We start from the raw sequence: 17,348 nt of genomic DNA on the forward strand, positions 1-17,348 counted from the left end.
GCCGCGGCCCGCGGGGCGGCGCTTCTCGAAACGTGACGCTTTCCGTCGCGGGTCTTCGTACGGGCCTACGCTCGCGGATACCGCGTCAGCCACCCGGGGGACGAGCCCGCCGGGCCGTGGAGGGCCGGGCCCTGGGTCATCTCCATGGCGAAGTCGTCGGCCAGTTCCAGGAGGGTCGGGCGGCCCTCCAGTTCGGCGAGCCAGGCCGGGGGCAGGGCCGTCTCGCCGTGCAGGGCACCGAGCAGGCCGCCCGTCAGCGCGCCGGTCGCCGCCGAGGGGCCGTCGTGGTTGACCGCGAGGCGCAGCCCGTGCCGCACGTCCTCGCCGACCAGGGCGCAGTACACGGCGGCGGCGACCAGGCCCTCCGCGGTCCCCGCGCCGATCAGCTCGGTCACCCGCGCCGGGGTCGGCAGCCCCTGCCGTACCGCGCCCAGCGCGTGCTGCAGGGCGGTCGCCACGGGTTCGTGGCCCGGCCGGGGCACGAGCAGCGCCAGGGCCCGCTGCACGGAGGCGTCCAGGCTCTCGCCCCGCGCCAGCCCGTGCACGATCACGGCGTACGCGCCCGCCGCCAGGCAGCCGGTGGGGTGGCCGTGGGTCTGCGCCGCGCACTCCACGGCGAGCTGGGCGACCAACTGGGGCTCCCAGCCGACCAGGAGCCCGAACGGGGCCGAGCGGGCGGCGGCCTCGGGGCCGCGCTCGTCGGGGTTCTTGGGCGCCTCGGGCGTGCCCATCGTCTCGTCGCCGAGGCCGAGCAGCAGTGCGCGCGGGGCGTCCCGGCGGACGTACAGCCACTCCTCGTGGGCCAGCCAGCCGTCGTCCTTGCGCCGCAGGTCGGGCCCCCAGTCGCGCTGGGTGGCGGCCCAGCGCCGGTAGGCCCGGTGCAGGTCGGTCGGCGGATGCCAGGCGCCGGTGTCGCGTCGTACCTGGGCGCGGATCAGTCCGTCCACGGAGAACAGGGTGAGCTGGGTGAGGTGGGTGACGGCGCCGCGTCGGCCGTAGGCGGAGGCCAGGTCGGACAGCCCCTCCGCCCCGTGGGCCTCCCGGATCGCGTCGAGGGCGAGACCGTCGACGGGCGCGCCGAGGGCGTCCCCGACGGCCACGCCGAGCAGCGTCCCGCGCACCCGGCTGCGGAAGTCCTGCTGCTCCGCACGCCCCCAGACGGCACCGGTCGTCCCGCCCACGTGGACCTCCCCTCGGCACTGTGCGTACGTACGACGCCCAGCACTGTATGCGAACGAGGACGGTCGGTTCAGGGCCACAACGGGCGGGATCGGTGTGGAAACGCTCACGGCCGGGGGTGGTGGAAGGTACACCCCGATTCCGGCACCTGGCCCCATCGAGCGGACGGCCGGTTCGCGAAAGGCTCAAGGCGTTCCGAGAGCAGCCTTGTTGAGAGGAAATCCCGTGTCCGTTCGTCTCCCCGCCCCCGCCCCCGCCTCCGTCCCGTCCAAGCCGAGGAAGCAGCGCGGGCGCGTGCTGTCGGTGGTCGCCGCGCTCGCGGTCCTGGGCGGCGGCCTCGCCGTGACCGGTTCCCTGGCCTACGGCGCCCCGGACCACGCCGGTCACCGCGACGCCGTGCGCGAGGGTGCGAAGGACCTGGTGCGCGAGGACGGTTTTCCCGCCGCACTGGCCGCCGTGCAGGGACGTGACGGACGCGTCCGCGACTACACGGCGGGCGCCGGCGACCTGGAGACCGGCGCGTCCGTGCCGGTCAACGGCCAGGTCAGGGCGGGCAGCAACACCAAGGCCCTCACCGCGGCGGTGGTGCTCCAGCTGGTCGGCGAGGGCAAGGTGAAGCTGGACGAGCCGATCGAGACGTACCTGCCGGGCCTGGTGCACGGCGACGGAATCGACGGCAGCCGGATCACCGTGCGGAACCTGCTCCAGCACACCAGCGGCCTGCCCGACTACGTCCAGGCGCTGGGCCTGGACCCGTTCGAAGTCCGCGACACGTACTACAACCCGCGTGACCTGATCGACCTCGCCCTGAGCCAGAAGGCGGCGTTCGAGCCCGGCGCGAAGTGGCAGTACAGCAACACCAACTACGTCCTGGCGGGTCTGCTCGTCGAGAAGGTCACGGGCCGTCCCTTCGGCGAGGAGATCACCGACCGGATCATCGAGCCGCTCGGCCTGAAGGACACCTACTGGCCCGGCGTCGGCGAGCGCGGCATCCGGGGCGCCCACCCCAAGGGCTACGCCGCCGCCACTCCCGGCGCTCCGCTGGAGGACATCACGCGCCTCGACCCGTCCCAGGCCTGGGCCGCCGGACAGCTCGTCACCACCCCGCGCGACCTCAACCGCTTCTTCTCCGCCCTGCTCGGCGGCGAGGTGCTGGAGGCCGCCGAACTGAAGGAGATGAAGACCACGGTCCCGGTGACCGAGGGCGCCCCCGCGCCCGGCACCGGATACGGCCTGGGTCTCTTCCGCACCCCTCTGTCCTGCGGCGCCGAGCTGTGGGGCCACGGCGGCTCCATCCACGGCTACGAGTCCTACGGCGGCGCCACGCAGGACGGCCGCGCGGCCTCGGTGGCGGCGACGGCACTGTCCAGCTCGGTGGCCGCCGAGCCCGCCGACATGATGGCGGCACACCAGCACGTCTTCGACCTGGTGGACACGGCGGTCTGCGAGTGAACGTGGCGGCGCTCGTCCTGGTGACCAGGTGAGCCGAAAAGCGTGAGCACTTCGGTCGGATTTGTCATTGAGCCGCTCAGATGAGCGCGCGGAGGACACTTTCCTGCCAAGTGCTCACGCTTTTTACGCAGCCACCTGTGCCGAGAGGGGCCTCTCGCGGCAGTCACGGCACCGGCCCGGCCGCGAGGCACGGAAGGCCCGTTCGCAGCCGTCGCAGGTCTGGAGGGGGTCGGGGCGGCGCGAGGCGGGGGCAGGAGTGCGGGGCGCGGGCAGGGCCGGCGGAAGGTCCGAAGTGAGACGGCGTTCCAGGAAGGCCGCCGGGTGACGGATCGGCTCCTGGGGCAGCCCGGCCGTCAGCGTCCGTTCCACGGCGGTCGGGGGTACGCCGCGCTCCAGCCAGGCCATGACGGCCGGGGCGAGACGCCGGACATCGCGCTCGGTCAGGAGTAGGCGTGAGTCGTGCACCCGGAGACGGGCAAGCAGCTCCGTCGCCACCGGGTTCGCCGCCGGATCCGCCGCCGGGTTCGCCACCTGTTCCGTCACCGAGTCCGCTACAGGGGCCCCCGCCACCGAGACGGGGTCGACGCGGACAATCGGGGCAGCGACAGGGACCGGGGCGGGACCGGCAGCCAGGGCGGAGACCGGGGCGGTAGCAAGGGCGGAGACCGGGGCGGCAGCAAGGGCGGAGACCGGGGCGGCAGCCGGGGCGGCAGCCGGGCCGGGGACCGGGAAGGGCGGCTCGCCGGCGCCCGGCCGGGCGGGCCACGCCGCCATCGCGAAGGCGGCGCGGGGCTTGTTGCGGGAGACCGTCCGGGTCACGACTCGCCCCGATCGAAGACGCTCCTTGGTGCGCGCGAGGTAGCCGTGCTCTTCCAACTCCCGCAGGGCGGCGGCGATCCGGATCTCGCCCTCGGGGAACTTGCCCGCCAGCGACTTGATCCCGACCGGAGTCCCGGCGGGCAGCGACTGGATGTGGACGGCCAGTCCGATCGCCGTCAGGGACAGCTCGGGGTGCTGGAGGAGGTGGTTGCCGACCACGGTGAAGTGGTCGTGGTGGGGGTGGTTCTCGTGCTCGACACCACCGGGCTGACGGCCGGACACGGGGCGCCTGGGCGCGCTAGGCTTCTGCTCAGTCATCAGGAAGGGTCCACTTCCTCGGTGATCAGGCCCTCGCAGTGGGATTGCGTTCCCGGCGGGGGCCGAATCATGTCGGGGTCTGCTGCGACTGACGCTGCACCATGAACGCCGCGCCACGCCAGCCGAGTTGGCTATGTTCACTCCGGAGGGTGACGAGCGGGGACGGCAGGGGCGGGTTCGGTTCTTTCCCCGGTTCTTTGGTCTTTGGCGTCGCGCCCGACCGGGTCACGTCCGGCCACGACCCGGTGACAGTTCGGCCCAGACGGTCTTGGCGGGGGCCGGTCCCGTGTCGACGCCCCAACGGTCCGCGTACGCAGCCACGATGCGCAGTCCGCGTCCGCCCTCCTCCTCGTCGGCGACCGGGTCGGGGAGACGCGGGACCCGGTCGCCCCGGGCGTCCGTGACCTCGACACGGAGGGTGCCGCCGGGGAGCAGGCGCAGGGCCAGCCGGAAGTCCCGCCCCGGCACCCGGCCGTGCAGCACCGCGTTCGCCGCCAGCTCGGCGACCACCTGCACCGCCTCCCCCGACGGCACGCCCCAGTCGTCGAGTTGGCGTTCGGTGAGCAGGCGCGCAAGCCGGGCGCCCCTCCGCGTCGAGGACAACTGGACCGCGAAATGCGATGCGTTCGGGGTGCCGCGCAGGGCCATTTTCTCCATCACGTCACCCAGCGTGGCCGTCCGTCCCTACTCTGAACAGCAACGACCTCGGTACCGAGAGTGACTGTCCGGGTGCCTGCCGTGGTCGTACGGTTCGTACGCCAGGAGGGGAAGGCATGGAGGACGAGGAGACCGCGGCCGTGCTCAGGACGGTCGGGCGGCAGATCAAGATGTGGCGCGAGGCCGCCGGGATGCGGCAGGCGGAACTGGGCGCCGCCATCGGATACGGCGAGGAGATGGTGTCGTCGGTCGAGCGCGGGCGGCGCGTGCCCAAGCCGGACTTCCTGGACAAGGCCGACGAGGTGCTGGGCGCGGGCGGGAAGCTCTCGACCATGAAGGAGGACGTGGAGAAGGCCCGCTATCCGAAGAAGGTGCGGGACCTGGCCAAGCTGGAGGACGAGGCGGTCGACCTCGGCGCCTACGCGGGCCACCACATCCACGGGCTGTTGCAGACGCCCGAGTACGCCCGCGCGTTGTACGCGATGCGCCGTCCCGCGTTCACGGAGGAAGAGGTCGACCGGTACGTCTCCGCCCGCATGGCGCGGAAGACCGTCTTCGAGCGTGTTCCCCACGCCCAGCTCACCTTTGTCCAGGAAGAGGTGACGCTACGGCGCCCGCTCGGAGGCAGAATGGTGCTCCGACAACAGCTCGAACACCTGTTGGAGGTCGGGGCGTTGAGGCACGTCGAGATCCAGGTCATGCCGACGGACCGCGAGGACCACGCGGGGATGGCCGGGTCGCTGCAACTGCTGAAGCTGCGGGGTGGCAAGGCGTTCGGCCACTCGGAAGCTCAGCTGCACAACCGAGTCATCACTGATCCACAGGAGGTCCAGACCCTGGACTTGCGCTATGGGATCATCCGGGCGCAGGCACTCACGCCCCGCGAGTCACTGGCCTTCATCGAGAAAGTCATGGGAGAAGAGACATGACCCCCGCCCTGGAGTGGTTCAAGAGCAGCTACAGCAGCAACGACGGCCCTGAGTGCGTCGAGGTCGCCATAGCCCCCGTCGACACGACCGTCCACGTCCGTGACTCCAAGAACCCCGAGGCCGCCCGCCTCTCCTTCACCGACGCCTCCTGGACCTCGTTCCTGACGTTCACCGGCAGGCAGGCGTAACGGCTCAGCGGCGGAGCGACTCGCGCCAGGCGTTGGCCAGCGCGTCGAGGTCTCTGCGCCGCTCGTTCCTCAACTCGCGCGCCTCGTCGGTCCTGGGGTCCAGGAGGTGACCGAGAGGACCGGCACGCCTCCGGAAACCGACGCTCTCCCACAGCGCCGCGATCTTCTCACCGGCCCGCCGGAACGCGGCCTCTCCCATGGGGGCGTCCGGGGCGCCCGGGAACTCCGTGATGTGGGTGGCCGCGAGGACCGCGCTGCAGCCGTCGGCCAGGGTCCACACGGCCTCGGCCGCGAGGACCGGCCCGAGGCCGAAGCCCCGCCAGGCGGGGTCCAGCCGCATGTCGAAGAGGACCAGCAGGTCGCCGTCGCAGGTCGTCATGGCGTCCCGGAACTCCTGGCGGTAGCCGCCCCGGCCGAGGTCGTAGACGCCGAGGACCAGGTTGGACAGGTCGGTGTCGTACGCCTCCGCGTCGGAGAACGGAAACGGGCTGAACCTCTCGTCCATCCGCAGGCGGAAGAGCCTCATCGAGCCGATCTCGTGCTGGACGGTCTTCCCCGCCGACCACCTCGGCCGGTCCAGGAACCGGCTCGACCGGACGGACACGCGCCATTCGTCGAAGCCGTCTTCGTCGCCCTCCGAGCCGACGAAGTGCCACGTCCGGTACTCCAGGTTCAGCCGGCGCGGGTCGCCCGGCAGTTCCTCGGCGGAACGCTGCGAAGAGATCACGTTCCGGGACCCTACCTACTCGCCCGGCTCCCGGCTTGGGGATAGTGCTGCCATGACCAACATCCCCCGCAGCACCCTGTTACTCGCGTCCACCGTGCTCACCGCGGTCCTCGCCCTCTACATCGCCCTCGTGGCCCTCGGGAACATCACCGACTTCGACAACAACCAGCAGTACGTGCGTCACGTCCTCGCGATGGACACGACGTTCAAGGACGACGACCTGATGTGGCGGGCGATCACGAGCAAGGGTCTGCAGGACACCGCCTACGTGGCGATCATCGTCTGGGAGACCGCGGCCGCGCTCGTGCTGATCTGGGCGACCTGGCTCTGGATACGCCGGCAGCACGCTCCGGCGCGGCGCTTCACCACGTACGGCACGCTCATGCTGATGCTGCTCTTCGGCGCCGGCTTCCTCGCGATCGGCGGGGAGTGGTTCGCGATGTGGCAGTCGGAGGACTGGAACGGGCTGGACGCGGCGACGCGGGTGCTGCTGTTCAGCGGCGTCGTGCTGATCGTGGCGCACCTGCCGTCCGACGCGGCGGAACCTACCCGACCACAGTGACCGTCGTGCCGGACGTACCGAACTCCCAGAGCGCGTCGCCGTCCGACTTGGGCAGCCGTATGCCGCCGGTCTTGGCACCGGCGGCGGCCGGCGGGGGCGAGGAGCCGTCCACCGCGTTGGAGAAGGCGACCCAGACGCCGTCCTCCTGGGTGAAGTACATGATCTGCTCGATCCGCACCCCGTCGGAGCCCGTCGTCGGGTCCTGGCGGCGGGTGCCGACGCTGTACTTGCCCGGATCGGGGTCGACCGTGCCCGGCCACACCTTGAAGGACCGCCGGGCGGCGTCGCTGGCGTCGACCAGCCACACCCGGTCCTGGCCCGTCGAGTAGACGACGCGCCGCCCGGTGCCGGACCCCTCCGGTACCGGGGCCGGCGCGGTCTCCTTCGGCGTGGGGTGCGCCTCCGCCGACGCCGACGGGCGCGGTTTCGTCACCGCCGCGGTGGGGTGGGGTCCCTGGTCCGCCTGTACGGCCAGGACGGTCACCGCCGCGATCGCGCCCACGGTCAGACCGGAGACCCACGCCCATGAGGGAAGTCGGGCAGGCACGGGCACGCATCTCCTCAGCTACGAGAACCCCGACACACCGGGGGCCCGATCATCGTACTGCGCACCCGCCGCACTCCCGAAGCACGAGCCCGCCGAGGCCCGCGGCCCCTCAGTCCAGGACCGGCAGCAGCTCCGGCAGGTGCCCGTCCGAGTCCCGCGCCGCCCGCTGCCGCTCCTCGGGGACCGGGCCGTAGAGCGTGGTGCGCGGCTTCGCCGGGCGGCCCGCCGCGTCCGCGACCGCGATCAGGTCCTTGACCGACTTGTACGACCCGTAGGACGAGCCCGCCATGCGGGAGATCGTCTCCTCCATGAGGGTGCCGCCCAGGTCGTTGGCGCCGGAGCGGAGCATCTCCGCCGCACCCTCCGTGCCGAGTTTCACCCAGCTCGTCTGGATGTTGGGGATGTGCGGGTGCAGGAGGAGGCGGGCCATCGCCGTCACCGCGCGGTTGTCCCGGAGGGTGGGCCCGGGCCGGGCGATGCCCGCCAGGTACACCGGTGCGTTGGTGTGGATGAAGGGGAGCGTCACGAACTCCGTGAAGCCGCCCGTGCGCTGCTGGATCCCGGCGAGCGTGCGCAGGTGGCCCAGCCAGTGGCGGGGCTGGTCGACGTGGCCGTACATCATCGTGGACGAGGAGCGGAGGCCCAGCTCGTGGGCCGTCTCGATCACCTCGGTCCAGGTGGCCGCCGGCAGCTTGCCCTTGGTCAGGATCCAGCGCACCTCGTCGTCGAGGATCTCCGCCGCCGTGCCCGGGATCGAGTCCAGGCCCGCCTCCTTCGCGGCGCTCAGCCACTCCCTGATCGACATGCCGGTGCGGGTGGCGCCGTTGACGACCTCCATCGGCGAGAAGGCGTGCACGTGCATGCCGGGCACGCGCTCCTTCACCGCCCGCGCGATGTCGAAGTACGCCGTGCCGGGCAGGTCGGGATGGATGCCGCCCTGCATGCAGACCTCCACCGCGCCCACCTCCCAGGCCTGCTGGGCGCGGTCGGCGACCTGGTCCAGGGAGAGCGTGTAGGCGTCGGCGTCCGTGCGGCGCTGGGCGAAGGCGCAGAAACGGCAGCCGGTGTAGCAGACGTTGGTGAAGTTGATGTTGCGGGTGACGATGTACGTCACGTCGTCGCCGACCGCCGACCTGCGGACGTCGTCCGCGATGCCGCACAGGGCGTCCAGCGCCGGACCGTCGGCGTGCAGGAGGGCGAGGGCCTCGGCGTCCGTGAGCTGCGTCGGGTCGTCGGCCGCGGTGGCCAGCGCGGCACGTACGTCGGTGTCGATGCGCTCGGGGACCATGCCGGGGGCGGCGGCCTCACGCAGGGCGCCCCAGTCGCCGTACACCTCGTCGAAGTCGTCGCGGCGGTCCGACGTACGGCCCTCGGTGTCGATGGTGGCGTGCAGATCGGTGCGGCCGGTCGCGGTGAACGCCTCGTCCGGCTCCTGCCACGCGTGGCCCTCGACCACCGCGTCCGGGCGGGCGAGGCCGGTCTCCGGGTCGGCGAGCGCGGCCACGTGCGGGCGCAGCCGCGGGTCCAGCCAGGGCTCGCCCCGCTTGACGAACTCGGGGTAGACGCAGAGCCGTTCGCGCAGCTCGAAGCCGACCGACCGGGACTTGCCGGCGAGTTCGTCGATCTGCGGCCAGGGGCGCTCGGGGTTGACGTGGTCGATGGTGAGCGGGGAGACGCCGCCCCAGTCGTCGATGCCCGCGCCGATCAGCCGCTCGTACTCCGCGTCCACCAGGTTCGGCGGGGCCTGGAGGCAAGCGGACGGGCCCATGATGTGCCGGGCCACGGCCACCGTGGCGACCAGCTCGTCCAGCTCCGCGTCCGGCATGCCGCGCATCGCCGTGTCGGGCTTGGCGCGGAAGTTCTGGATGATCAGTTCCTGGATGCCGTGGTAGGCGCGGGAGACGCGGCGCAGCGCGAAGAGGGACTCGGCCCGCTCCTCGTACGTCTCGCCGATGCCGATGAGGATGCCGGAAGTGAAGGGGACGGAGGAGCGGCCGGCGTCCTCCAGGACGCGCAGCCGTACGGCGGGCTCCTTGTCCGGGGAGCCGTGGTGCGGGCCGCCGGGCTCGGACCACAGGCGGGTCGCGGTGGTCTCCAGCATCATGCCCATGGACGGCGCGACGGGCTTGAGCCGCTGGAAGTCCGTCCAGGTCATGACGCCGGGGTTGAGGTGCGGGAGGAGGCCCGTCTCCTCCAGGATGCGGATCGAGATCGCGCGGACGTAGGCGATGGTGTCGTCGTAGCCGTGCGCGTCGAGCCACTCCCTGGCCTCCGACCAGCGCTCCTCGGGCTTGTCGCCGAGGGTGATGAGGGCTTCCTTGCAGCCGAGGGCGGCGCCCCTGCGCGCGATGTCGAGCACCTCGTCCGGCGACATGAACATCCCGTGGCCCGCCCGGCGCAGCTTGCCGGGGACGGTGACGAAGGTGCAGTAGTGGCACTTGTCCCGGCACAGCCGGGTCAGCGGGACGAAGACGCTCTTCGAGTACGTGATGACGCCGGGCCGCCCGGCGGCCTCCAGGCCCGCGTCCCGGACCCGGGCGGCGGACGCGGTGAGGGCGTCGAGGTGCTCGCCGCGCGCCTGGAGCAGCACGGCGGCCTCGGACGCGTCGAGGGCGACGCCGTCCCGGGCGCGTTTGAGGGCGCGACGCATGGAGTTCTCGGTGGGGCCGGTGGGGTCGGCGGGCCCGGTTCCGGAGGTCGCGGAAGTCGTCATCCTTCGAGCATACGAGCGGCGTGATCAGCGCGTGGGTCCCGTCCCGCCGGGCGGCCGCCACGTCCCGGTGACCCACCGCGCGGTTTCCGGCCCTCAATGGTCCCTCAATCCGCCGAACCCCTTTCCTTGTCCGGGAGTTCACGGCTCAATACGAGGGTTGCACGCACCACCCTGCACCACCGATGTCATGCCACCCATGTCATGTCACTGACGACACACGGACGACACCTGGAGCAGCAGCATGTGCGAGGACGACCACGAGCACGACCACGCCGGGATCGGCAGACGCGCGGTGTTCGTGACGGGAGCCGCCGCCGCGCTTACGTTGGGAAGCGTGAGCTTCGCCTCGGCGGCACCCCGGGAACAGCGCAGGAGAACCGTGCGCGGCACCCTCCCGCCCGGCTCCCCGGACTTCGTGTACGTCCCGGTCGAAGTCCCCCGGGGAGTGCGCGAGATCCACGTCGCCTACACCTACGACCGCCCCACCGTCCCGGCCGGCACCCAGGGCAACGCGCTCGACATCGGCCTCTTCGACGAGCGCGGCACCGAGCTGGGCGGCCCGGGCTTCCGCGGCTGGTCCGGCGGGGCCCGCACGGAGTTCTTCGTCCGCGCGGACGACGCCACGCCGGGCTACGTCCCGGGGCCGGTGCGGGCGGGCACCTGGCACATCGCCCTCGGCCCGTACACGGTGGCGCCGCAGGGCCTGTCGTACGAGATCACCGTCACGCTGACCTACGGCGAGGAGGACCGGGCGCCCCGACCGGTGTACCCGCCCGAGCGTGCCAAGGAGCGGGGCCGCGCCTGGTACCGGGGCGACTGCCACCTGCACTCCGAGTACTCCGACGGCCGCTACACCCTCGCCGAGATCGCGGAGCTGGCGCGGGCGGCGGGCCTGGACTTCATCAACTCCTCCGAGCACAACACGCACTCCGCGCACGCGCACTGGGCCGGCCTCGCCGGGGACGACCTGCTGATCCTGCTCGGCGAGGAGGTGACGACCCGCAACGGCCACGTCGTCGCCCTCGGCACGGACCCCGGCACCTTCGTCGACTGGCGCTACCGGGCCCGGGACAACCGCTTCGGCCGCTTCGCCCGGCAGATCCGCCGCGCCGGCGGCCTGGTCGTCCCGGCCCACCCGCACGCCACCTGCATCGGCTGCAACTGGAAGTTCGGGTTCGGGGAGGCCGACGCGGTCGAGGTGTGGAACGGCGCCTACACGCCCGACGACGAGGTGGCGCTGGCCGACTGGGACGGCACGCTGGTCGCCGCCGTGCGCGAGGGGCGGGACGGCGACGGGGCGGGCGGCCGGGGCTGGCTCCCGGCGATGGGCAGCAGCGACTCCCACCGCTCCCCCGACGTGATCGGCCGCCCGCAGACCGTCGTCCTCGCCGACGACCTGACCCGCGAGGCGATCCAGGAGGGCATCCGCGCGGGCCGGTCGTACGTGGCCGAGTCCTCGAAGGTGTCCCTGTCCTTCACCGCGTCCGGCGGCCGGGGTGAGCACGCCGGCCTCGGCGAGCGGCTGCGCGTGGACCGCGACACCCCGGTCACCGTCCGCCTGGAGGTGACGGGCGCCCCTCGCTGCACGGTGCGGTTCGTCACGGACCAGGGCGTGCTGTTCACCGGCGGTCCCCTGCCGGTGTCCGGGGCGGGCACCGTGGAGTGGCGCACGACGGCCTCGTACGCGGCGTACGTGCGCGCGGAGGTGCGGCACGAGGCGGCGGCGGGCCCGCTGCCGGGGGCGCTCGCGGCGTTCACCAACCCGGTGTTCCTGGGGCGGTAGCCGAGGCGGGGGCCGTCCCGTCGTCGGCCAGGTCCGCGACGACCGCCGCGTGGTCGGAGGGCCAGACCCCGTCGACGGGGCCGGCCCCGGCCCGCCGTACCGCCAGGACCCGGCCGAGTCCGCCGGGGCCCGGCGGGCCCACGTGGACGTAGTCGATCCGTACGCTCGGCTCGCCGTCCGCGTGGGCCACGTACGGGTTCGCGGTGTCCCAGGTGCCGGACGGCGCGCCCGGGGCCGCGTGCTCCCAGACGTCGTGCAGCCCCCCGGCCCGCAGTAGGCGCACCTCCGGCGACTCGGGGCGGGCGTTGAAGTCCCCGGTGACGACGGGCGGGTGGGCGGTGCCGTGCCGGTGCCGGGCGACGAAGGCGGCGAGGGCGGCGGACTGCTCGCGGCGCACGGCACGGGCGTGGCCGCCCGAGGTCAGATGGACGGTGAAGAAGGGGACGTGGTGCCCGGGCGCGTCCAGCCGGGCGTACGCCGCCAGCCGCCCGTCGTCCAGTTCGGCGGGGGCGGGCAGCTTCAGCACCGCCCGCTCCACGACGGGCCAGCGGCTGAGCACCGCGGTGCCGGCGCCCACCGTGTCGTCCCCGATCCGCCGCTGCCACCGCTCGGGCGCGGGCGAGGGCGACCAGTCCCAGTGCAGGCCCAGGTCACGGGCCAGCCACTCGGCGAGGTTCTCCCCTCCGTCGACGGCCCACACCTCCTGGAGCCCGACCACGTGGGGCCGCAGCTCCCGCAGTACGGCGAGGATCGCGTTGCGCCGGTCGGCCCACGGGCCGAACCGCCACCACAGGTTCCACGTCACGACCCGCACGCCCGCACCGCCCGTCTCTCCGCCCCGTCCACACCTTCCCCGTGAGTTTTCCGGGGAACATGGAGGCACACGAGACGGAAGGGTGAACGAACGATGTCGTCCTACGCCCAGACCAAGTACCGGGCCGTCACGGCCTTCCAACGCCGGCTCAACGCGGTCGTGCGCCGACTGCCCGGCCAGACCCTGCTGGAGACCACCGGCCGCGTCTCCGGCCTCCCCCGCCGCACCCCGGTGGGCGGACGCCGCAGCGGCGACTCCTTCTGGCTGGTGTCGGAGTTCGGCGAACGGTCCCAGTACGTCCGCAACATCCGGGCCGATCCGCGCGTCCGCGTCCGGCTGCGAGGCCGCTGGTACACGGGCACGGCCCACCTCCTGCCCGACGACGACCCGCTCGCCCGCCTGCGCCGCCTCCCCCGCTGCAACAGCCTCGCGGTGCGGGCGATGGGTGTCGGGGCGGGGCTGCTCACGGTACGGGTGGAGCTGGAGGGGCAGGGGACAGGAAGCTGATGGAGAACCTGTGATCGGCGTCTCCCACGGCTGACGTGGTCGGCATGAACAAGGCAAACTGACGTGGTTGCTCAGGATGTCTAGGGGGACGGCATGGACGGTGTACCGCGGGTTCCGGAGCAGCGGCGTCCCGGATTCCCGGCGGAACCGGACGGGGCGGCCGCGCTCCGCTTCGGCGTGCTCGGACCGGTGCGCGCCTGGCGGGGCCAGGAGACACTGGCCACCGGCTCGCCCCAGCAGCGCGCGCTGCTGGCCGCCCTGTTGCTGCGCGAGGGCCGTACGGCCACCGCGGCCGAGCTGATCGACGCCCTGTGGGGCGAGGAGCCGCCGTCGCAGGCGTTGGCGGCGCTCCGGACGTACGCGTCCCGGCTGCGGAAGGTCCTGGACCCCGGGGTGCTGGCCAGCGAGTCGGGCGGGTACGCCGTGCGGGGCCTCGCCGAGGGGGCGTTGGACCTGGCGAGGGCCCAGGACCTGGCCGCCGAGGCCGAGAAGGCCAGAAGCTCCGGGGACCTGTGCCACGCCCGTGACCTGCTGCGCCGCGCGCTGGCCCTGTGGGACGGCGAGGTACTGGCCGGCGTACCGGGCCCGTACGCTCAGACGCAGCGCGTCCGCCTGGAGGAATGGCGCCTCCAACTCATCGAGACCCGCCTCGACATGGACCTCGACCAGGGCTGCCACGCCGAGGCCGTCTCGGAGTTGACGGCGCTCACGGCGGCCCACCCCCTGCGCGAACGCCTGCGGGAGCTGCTGATGCTGGCCCTGTACCGCAGCGGCCGCCAGGCGGAGGCCCTCGCCGTCTACGCGGACACGCGCCGCCTGCTCGCCGACGAGCTGGGCGTCGACCCGCGCCCCGGGCTCCAGGAACTGCAGCAGCGCATCCTCCAGGCCGACCCGCACCTGGCCGAGCCCTGCGCACCGGCCGCGGAGACGGCGCCGCCCCTGGTGCGCCCGGCGCAACTCCCGGCCACCGTATCCGACTTCACCGGCCGCGCCTCCTTCGTCCGCGAGCTGAGCGACGTACTGTCCTCGGCGTCCGGGGACGCGACGGCGGGCCGCGTGATGGCGGTCTCGGCGCTGGCCGGCATCGGCGGCGTCGGCAAGACGACCCTCGCGGTGCACGTCGCCCACCGGGCGCGGGCCGCCTTCCCGGACGGACAGCTGTACGTCGACCTCCAGGGCGCCGGCGCGCGACCCGCGGAGCCGGAGACGGTACTGGGCTCCTTCCTGCGCGCCCTGGGCACCGCCGACTCGGCCATCCCCGACTCCCTGGAGGAGCGGGCCGCCCTGTACCGCTCCGTCCTGGACGGCCGCCGTGTCCTCGTCCTCCTGGACAACGCCCGCGACGCCGCCCAGGTGCGGCCCCTGCTGCCCGGCACGGAGGGCTGCGCCGCGCTGGTGACGGCACGGGTGCGGATGGTGGACCTGGCCGGGGCGCACCTGGTCGACCTGGACGTGATGTCGCCCGAGGAGGCGCTGGCCCTCTTCACGAAGATCGTGGGCGAGGAGCGGGTCGCCTCGGAGCGGGAGGCGGCGCTCGACGTGGTGGGCGCGTGCGGTTTCCTGCCGTTGGCGATCCGCATCGCCGCGTCCCGGCTGGCGGCCCGCCGCACGTGGACCGTCTCGGTCCTGGCGGCGAAACTGGCGGACGAGCGGCGCCGGCTGGACGAGCTGCAGGCCGGTGACCTGGCGGTCGAGGCCACCTTCGAACTGGGCTACGGCCAGCTGGAACCGGCCCAGGCCCGCGCCTTCCGGCTGCTGGGCCTGGCCGACGGCCCGGACATCTCCCTCGCGGCGGCAGCGGCGGTCCTGGACCTCCCGGTGGAGGCCACGGAGGACCTCCTGGAGTCCCTGGTGGACACGTCGTTGCTCGAGTCGGCGGCGCCGGGCCGCTACCGCTTCCACGACCTGGTCCGCCTCTACGCGCGTGCGTGCGCGGAGCGGGACGAGCAGCCGCCGAGCGAGCGGGGGGCGGCGCTGTCGCGGCTGCTGGACTTCTACCTGGCCACGGCGGCGGGGGTGTACGCGATCGAGCGGCCCGGGGACCGGTTGGTGGACGCCCTGGAGCCGACGGAGTACCCGGGACTGACGTTCACCGAGGGATCGGCGGCACTGGACTGGCTGTACACCGAGGCGGCATCGCTGCTGGCCTGCGTGCGGCAGTCCGTGGGGACGGGCAGGCTGCGGCGGGCGGTGGACCTGCTGTGGGCGGCCAAGGACCTCACCGAGTCCGGGGCCGACTCCCACCAGTACGAGACAACCGCCAGGGGGATGTGCGAGGCCACGCGCACGGCCGGCGACACCCTGGCCGAGGGACGGGCACGGACGGTGCTCACCGACGTCCTGCTGGTGACCGGCCGCATCGCCCAGGCGGAGGAGGAGTCGCGGCTGGCCATGCGGCTCGCGCAGTCCGTCGACGACGGCGCCGCGGTGAGCTGGGTCGCCAACAGCCTGGGGCTCATCTGCCTGCACCAGGGGCGGCACACCGACAGCAAGCCGTTCTTCGAGCGGGCCATCGAGGGATTCCGTGCCCTGTGCAACCGTCCTCCCGAGGCGACGGCCCTGTGCAACCTCTCACGGGCCCACCTGGGAGCCGGCGACGTCGCACAGGCCGTCGACTTCGCGAGGCGGGGGCTGGACGCGCACGCCGAGTTCGGCAGGACCGTGCGTCTCGCCAACAGCCACTACGCGCTGGGCATCGCCCTCAACCGGGCCGACCGGCACACGGAGGCCCTCGGGCACTTCTCCGAGGCGCTGACGATTTTCACCGCGCACCGGCAGCGGCTGTGGGAGGGCACGACGAACTACCGCATCGCCGAGGTCCACCTCGCGGCTCAACGTCCCGCACAGGCGGCCCAGCACGCCGAACAGGCCCTCGCGCTCGGCTGCATCGGTGGTGACCGCATGCAGGGCAACGTCCTGACCCTGTTGGGCCGGGCCCTGTCCGGCCTGGAGCAGACGGACCGGGCCAAGGCCTGCTGGAGCAAGGCCCTGCGGCTGTACGAGCAGGAGGGCGCCGAAGAGGCGAGCGAGGCGAGGGCCCTGCTCAGGCCCGCTTCGGCTGCGTGAGTCGCCTGCGTACGACGGGCGTTCAGCATTCGTTTATCGCCCCCCGGCATGGTCGTACCCGTCGCACCGTCGCGTCGGGGGGCAGACGGTCTGACGGGGGCCCGACCAGTTATGGTGCGGCTCCAACGCCCGCCCGGCGGCCTACGGGGGAGCTACCGGGCGGGCGTTCGCCACATGTCGTTGCAGCGGAGGGACCAAGCCCATGAGCGAGAACCAGCAGGACACGGAAGCGACGGCCACGGGCGAGGCGGCCTCCGACGAGACCTTCACGACGCTCGAGAACCCCATGCCGACGCCGCCGAAGGACGGGGCCGTCACGACGATGGAGAACCCCATGCCCAGCGGACCGGCCAAGCCCGACGTCAGGACGATGGAGAACCCCATGCCGGCTCCGCCCGCCCTGGACCTGGACGGCGACGGCAAGTAGACCTTTTTCCCGCACGGGGATCGGCCGCGGCGGCGCGGAGGGGAGCCGCCGCGGCCGACGTGTGCGCGGAGGGGGTCAGGACACCGTTTCCCCCGCCGTCGGGCCCAGTTCGCAGTGGTCCGGGGTGCCGGAGCCGTCGAAGGGCACGCGGACCGCGCTCTCCCCGTCCGCGGGTACGGTGACCTCCTCGGTGCCTTCGGCGATCGTCGTGCCGTCCGCGTCCTTGAAGAGGACCGTGACGGAGTACGTGTACTCGACGGCGTTCGGGTTGGTGACCTCGACGGTGGACCACGGCTGGTCCTCCATGACGCAGGTGACCAGGTTCAGGACGGCGGCCTCCGCCTCGCCGGTTCCGCCGCTGCCGCCGCTGCCCGTGTCGTCGTCGTAGGTGTCGTCGTCGTAGTCGTGGTAGCCGCTGCCGCCGCTGCTGTACGTGTCGTCGTCGTCCTTGTAGGCGTCGCCGCCGCCCGACGTGGACGACGAACTGTCGTGGTCCTGGCTGGAGCTGCTGCAGCCGCCGCCCCCGTCGCCTCCGTGACCGTGGCCGTGGCGGCCGGTCGAGAAGCCGGTCAGGCTGAGGACCACCAGTGCCGAGATCGCCGTGAATTTGAGTGCTCGCCCCCGTGTTGTCATGACGATCACGCTAGTGTCCGGATGTCA

16 protein-coding genes are annotated in these 17,348 nt (G+C 72.9%); 8 read left to right on the forward strand and 8 right to left on the reverse strand.

All coding sequences use genetic code 11. The features are described 5' to 3' along the window. Positions 1–65: 65 nt before the first annotated feature. Positions 66–1,181, reverse strand: coding sequence for an ADP-ribosylglycohydrolase family protein (locus ABS735_RS34870; protein WP_373904071.1), 1,116 nt, complete (start codon positions 1,179–1,181; stop codon positions 66–68). A gap of 223 nt (positions 1,182–1,404) precedes the next feature. On the opposite strand from ABS735_RS34870, the gene ABS735_RS34875 reads away from it, so the two are divergent. After that, the gene (locus tag ABS735_RS34875) at positions 1,405–2,631 is read left to right on the forward strand and encodes a serine hydrolase domain-containing protein (RefSeq protein ID WP_373904072.1); all 1,227 of its coding nucleotides are present in this window, start codon (positions 1,405–1,407) and stop codon (positions 2,629–2,631) included. A 123-nt stretch (positions 2,632–2,754) separates the two neighbouring features. On the opposite strand, the gene ABS735_RS34880 is transcribed toward ABS735_RS34875, so the two are convergent. Together ABS735_RS34880 and ABS735_RS34885 are read right to left on the reverse strand one after the other, a co-directional pair. Next, positions 2,755–3,768, reverse strand: a complete 1,014-nt coding sequence (locus ABS735_RS34880) for a helix-turn-helix domain-containing protein (RefSeq protein WP_373904073.1) — start codon at positions 3,766–3,768, stop codon at positions 2,755–2,757. A 225-nt stretch (positions 3,769–3,993) separates the two neighbouring features. Next, a complete protein-coding gene (locus ABS735_RS34885) occupies positions 3,994–4,425 on the reverse strand; it encodes an ATP-binding protein (protein ID WP_373904309.1) in 432 nt (143 codons plus the stop codon). A 116-nt stretch (positions 4,426–4,541) separates the two neighbouring features. Between ABS735_RS34885 and ABS735_RS34890 the strand changes: the two genes are divergently transcribed. Further along, entirely contained in the window at positions 4,542–5,354 is an 813-nt protein-coding gene (locus ABS735_RS34890) for a helix-turn-helix domain-containing protein (protein WP_373904074.1), read from the forward strand. Beyond that, positions 5,351–5,542 (forward strand): DUF397 domain-containing protein, encoded by a 192-nt coding sequence (locus ABS735_RS34895; protein WP_373904075.1) that lies wholly within the window; start codon positions 5,351–5,353, stop codon positions 5,540–5,542. The genes ABS735_RS34890 and ABS735_RS34895 overlap by 4 nt, the downstream gene beginning before the upstream one ends. 4 nt (positions 5,543–5,546) lie before the next feature. Here the strand turns inward: ABS735_RS34895 and ABS735_RS34900 are convergent, their stop codons facing one another. Beyond that, the gene (locus tag ABS735_RS34900) at positions 5,547–6,269 is read right to left on the reverse strand and encodes a hypothetical protein (RefSeq protein ID WP_373904076.1); all 723 of its coding nucleotides are present in this window, start codon (positions 6,267–6,269) and stop codon (positions 5,547–5,549) included. A gap of 52 nt (positions 6,270–6,321) precedes the next feature. On the opposite strand from ABS735_RS34900, the gene ABS735_RS34905 reads away from it, so the two are divergent. Further along, the gene (locus tag ABS735_RS34905) at positions 6,322–6,831 is read left to right on the forward strand and encodes a DUF2165 domain-containing protein (protein WP_373904077.1); all 510 of its coding nucleotides are present in this window, start codon (positions 6,322–6,324) and stop codon (positions 6,829–6,831) included. On the opposite strand, the gene ABS735_RS34910 is transcribed toward ABS735_RS34905, so the two are convergent. Both ABS735_RS34910 and ABS735_RS34915 read right to left on the reverse strand, forming a co-directional pair. Then, positions 6,815–7,378: a hypothetical protein gene (locus tag ABS735_RS34910; RefSeq protein WP_373904078.1), complete on the reverse strand. Its 564-nt coding sequence runs from the start codon at positions 7,376–7,378 to the stop codon at positions 6,815–6,817. The genes ABS735_RS34905 and ABS735_RS34910 overlap by 17 nt on opposite strands. Before the next feature lie 109 nt (positions 7,379–7,487). After that, on the reverse strand, positions 7,488–10,091 hold the full coding sequence (locus ABS735_RS34915) for a bifunctional FO biosynthesis protein CofGH (RefSeq protein WP_373904079.1): 2,604 nt from the start codon (positions 10,089–10,091) through the stop codon (positions 7,488–7,490). A 241-nt stretch (positions 10,092–10,332) separates the two neighbouring features. Here ABS735_RS34915 and ABS735_RS34920 point away from each other — a divergent pair, with 241 nt between their 5' ends. After that, positions 10,333–11,874: a CehA/McbA family metallohydrolase gene (locus tag ABS735_RS34920; RefSeq protein ID WP_373904080.1), complete on the forward strand. Its 1,542-nt coding sequence runs from the start codon at positions 10,333–10,335 to the stop codon at positions 11,872–11,874. On the opposite strand, the gene ABS735_RS34925 is transcribed toward ABS735_RS34920, so the two are convergent. After that, complete coding sequence (locus ABS735_RS34925; RefSeq protein WP_373904081.1) at positions 11,846–12,688, reverse strand: endonuclease/exonuclease/phosphatase family protein; 843 nt, start codon at positions 12,686–12,688, stop codon at positions 11,846–11,848. The genes ABS735_RS34920 and ABS735_RS34925 overlap by 29 nt on opposite strands. A gap of 93 nt (positions 12,689–12,781) precedes the next feature. Between ABS735_RS34925 and ABS735_RS34930 the strand changes: the two genes are divergently transcribed. The 3 genes from ABS735_RS34930 to ABS735_RS34940 all read left to right on the forward strand — a co-directional run bounded on the left by ABS735_RS34930 (position 12,782) and on the right by ABS735_RS34940 (position 16,688). Beyond that, positions 12,782–13,195: a nitroreductase family deazaflavin-dependent oxidoreductase gene (locus ABS735_RS34930; RefSeq protein WP_373904082.1), complete on the forward strand. Its 414-nt coding sequence runs from the start codon at positions 12,782–12,784 to the stop codon at positions 13,193–13,195. A 93-nt stretch (positions 13,196–13,288) separates the two neighbouring features. Continuing rightward, positions 13,289–16,261 carry an SARP-family global regulator AfsR gene (gene afsR / locus ABS735_RS34935; protein ID WP_373904083.1) on the forward strand — a complete coding sequence of 991 codons (2,973 nt, stop codon included), beginning with the start codon at positions 13,289–13,291 and terminating at the stop codon, positions 16,259–16,261. Positions 16,262–16,463: 202 nt separating this feature from the next. Continuing rightward, complete coding sequence (locus tag ABS735_RS34940) at positions 16,464–16,688, forward strand: hypothetical protein (protein ID WP_373904084.1); 225 nt, start codon at positions 16,464–16,466, stop codon at positions 16,686–16,688. A 75-nt stretch (positions 16,689–16,763) separates the two neighbouring features. Here the strand turns inward: ABS735_RS34940 and ABS735_RS34945 are convergent, their stop codons facing one another. Next, positions 16,764–17,321 (reverse strand): hypothetical protein, encoded by a 558-nt coding sequence (locus ABS735_RS34945; RefSeq protein WP_373904085.1) that lies wholly within the window; start codon positions 17,319–17,321, stop codon positions 16,764–16,766. Positions 17,322–17,348: the final 27 nt, after the last annotated feature.

It is taken from the genome of Streptomyces sp. MMCC 100 (assembly GCF_041538145.2).
Classification (GTDB): Bacteria; Actinomycetota; Actinomycetes; order Streptomycetales; family Streptomycetaceae; genus Streptomyces.

Coding starts and splice junctions, on each gene's coding strand:
- ABS735_RS34880 (WP_373904073.1), bottom strand. CDS start 3,768: ATGACTGAGCAGAAGCCTAGCGCGCCCAGGCGCCCCGTGTCCGGCCGT.
- ABS735_RS34885 (WP_373904309.1), bottom strand. CDS start 4,425: ATGGAGAAAATGGCCCTGCGCGGCACCCCGAACGCATCGCATTTCGCG.
- ABS735_RS34890 (WP_373904074.1), top strand. CDS start 4,542: ATGGAGGACGAGGAGACCGCGGCCGTGCTCAGGACGGTCGGGCGGCAG.
- ABS735_RS34895 (WP_373904075.1), top strand. CDS start 5,351: ATGACCCCCGCCCTGGAGTGGTTCAAGAGCAGCTACAGCAGCAACGAC.
- ABS735_RS34905 (WP_373904077.1), top strand. CDS start 6,322: ATGACCAACATCCCCCGCAGCACCCTGTTACTCGCGTCCACCGTGCTC.
- ABS735_RS34915 (WP_373904079.1), bottom strand. CDS start 10,091: ATGACGACTTCCGCGACCTCCGGAACCGGGCCCGCCGACCCCACCGGC.
- ABS735_RS34920 (WP_373904080.1), top strand. CDS start 10,333: ATGTGCGAGGACGACCACGAGCACGACCACGCCGGGATCGGCAGACGC.
- ABS735_RS34930 (WP_373904082.1), top strand. CDS start 12,782: ATGTCGTCCTACGCCCAGACCAAGTACCGGGCCGTCACGGCCTTCCAA.
- afsR (WP_373904083.1), top strand. CDS start 13,289: ATGGACGGTGTACCGCGGGTTCCGGAGCAGCGGCGTCCCGGATTCCCG.
- ABS735_RS34940 (WP_373904084.1), top strand. CDS start 16,464: ATGAGCGAGAACCAGCAGGACACGGAAGCGACGGCCACGGGCGAGGCG.
- ABS735_RS34945 (WP_373904085.1), bottom strand. CDS start 17,321: ATGACAACACGGGGGCGAGCACTCAAATTCACGGCGATCTCGGCACTG.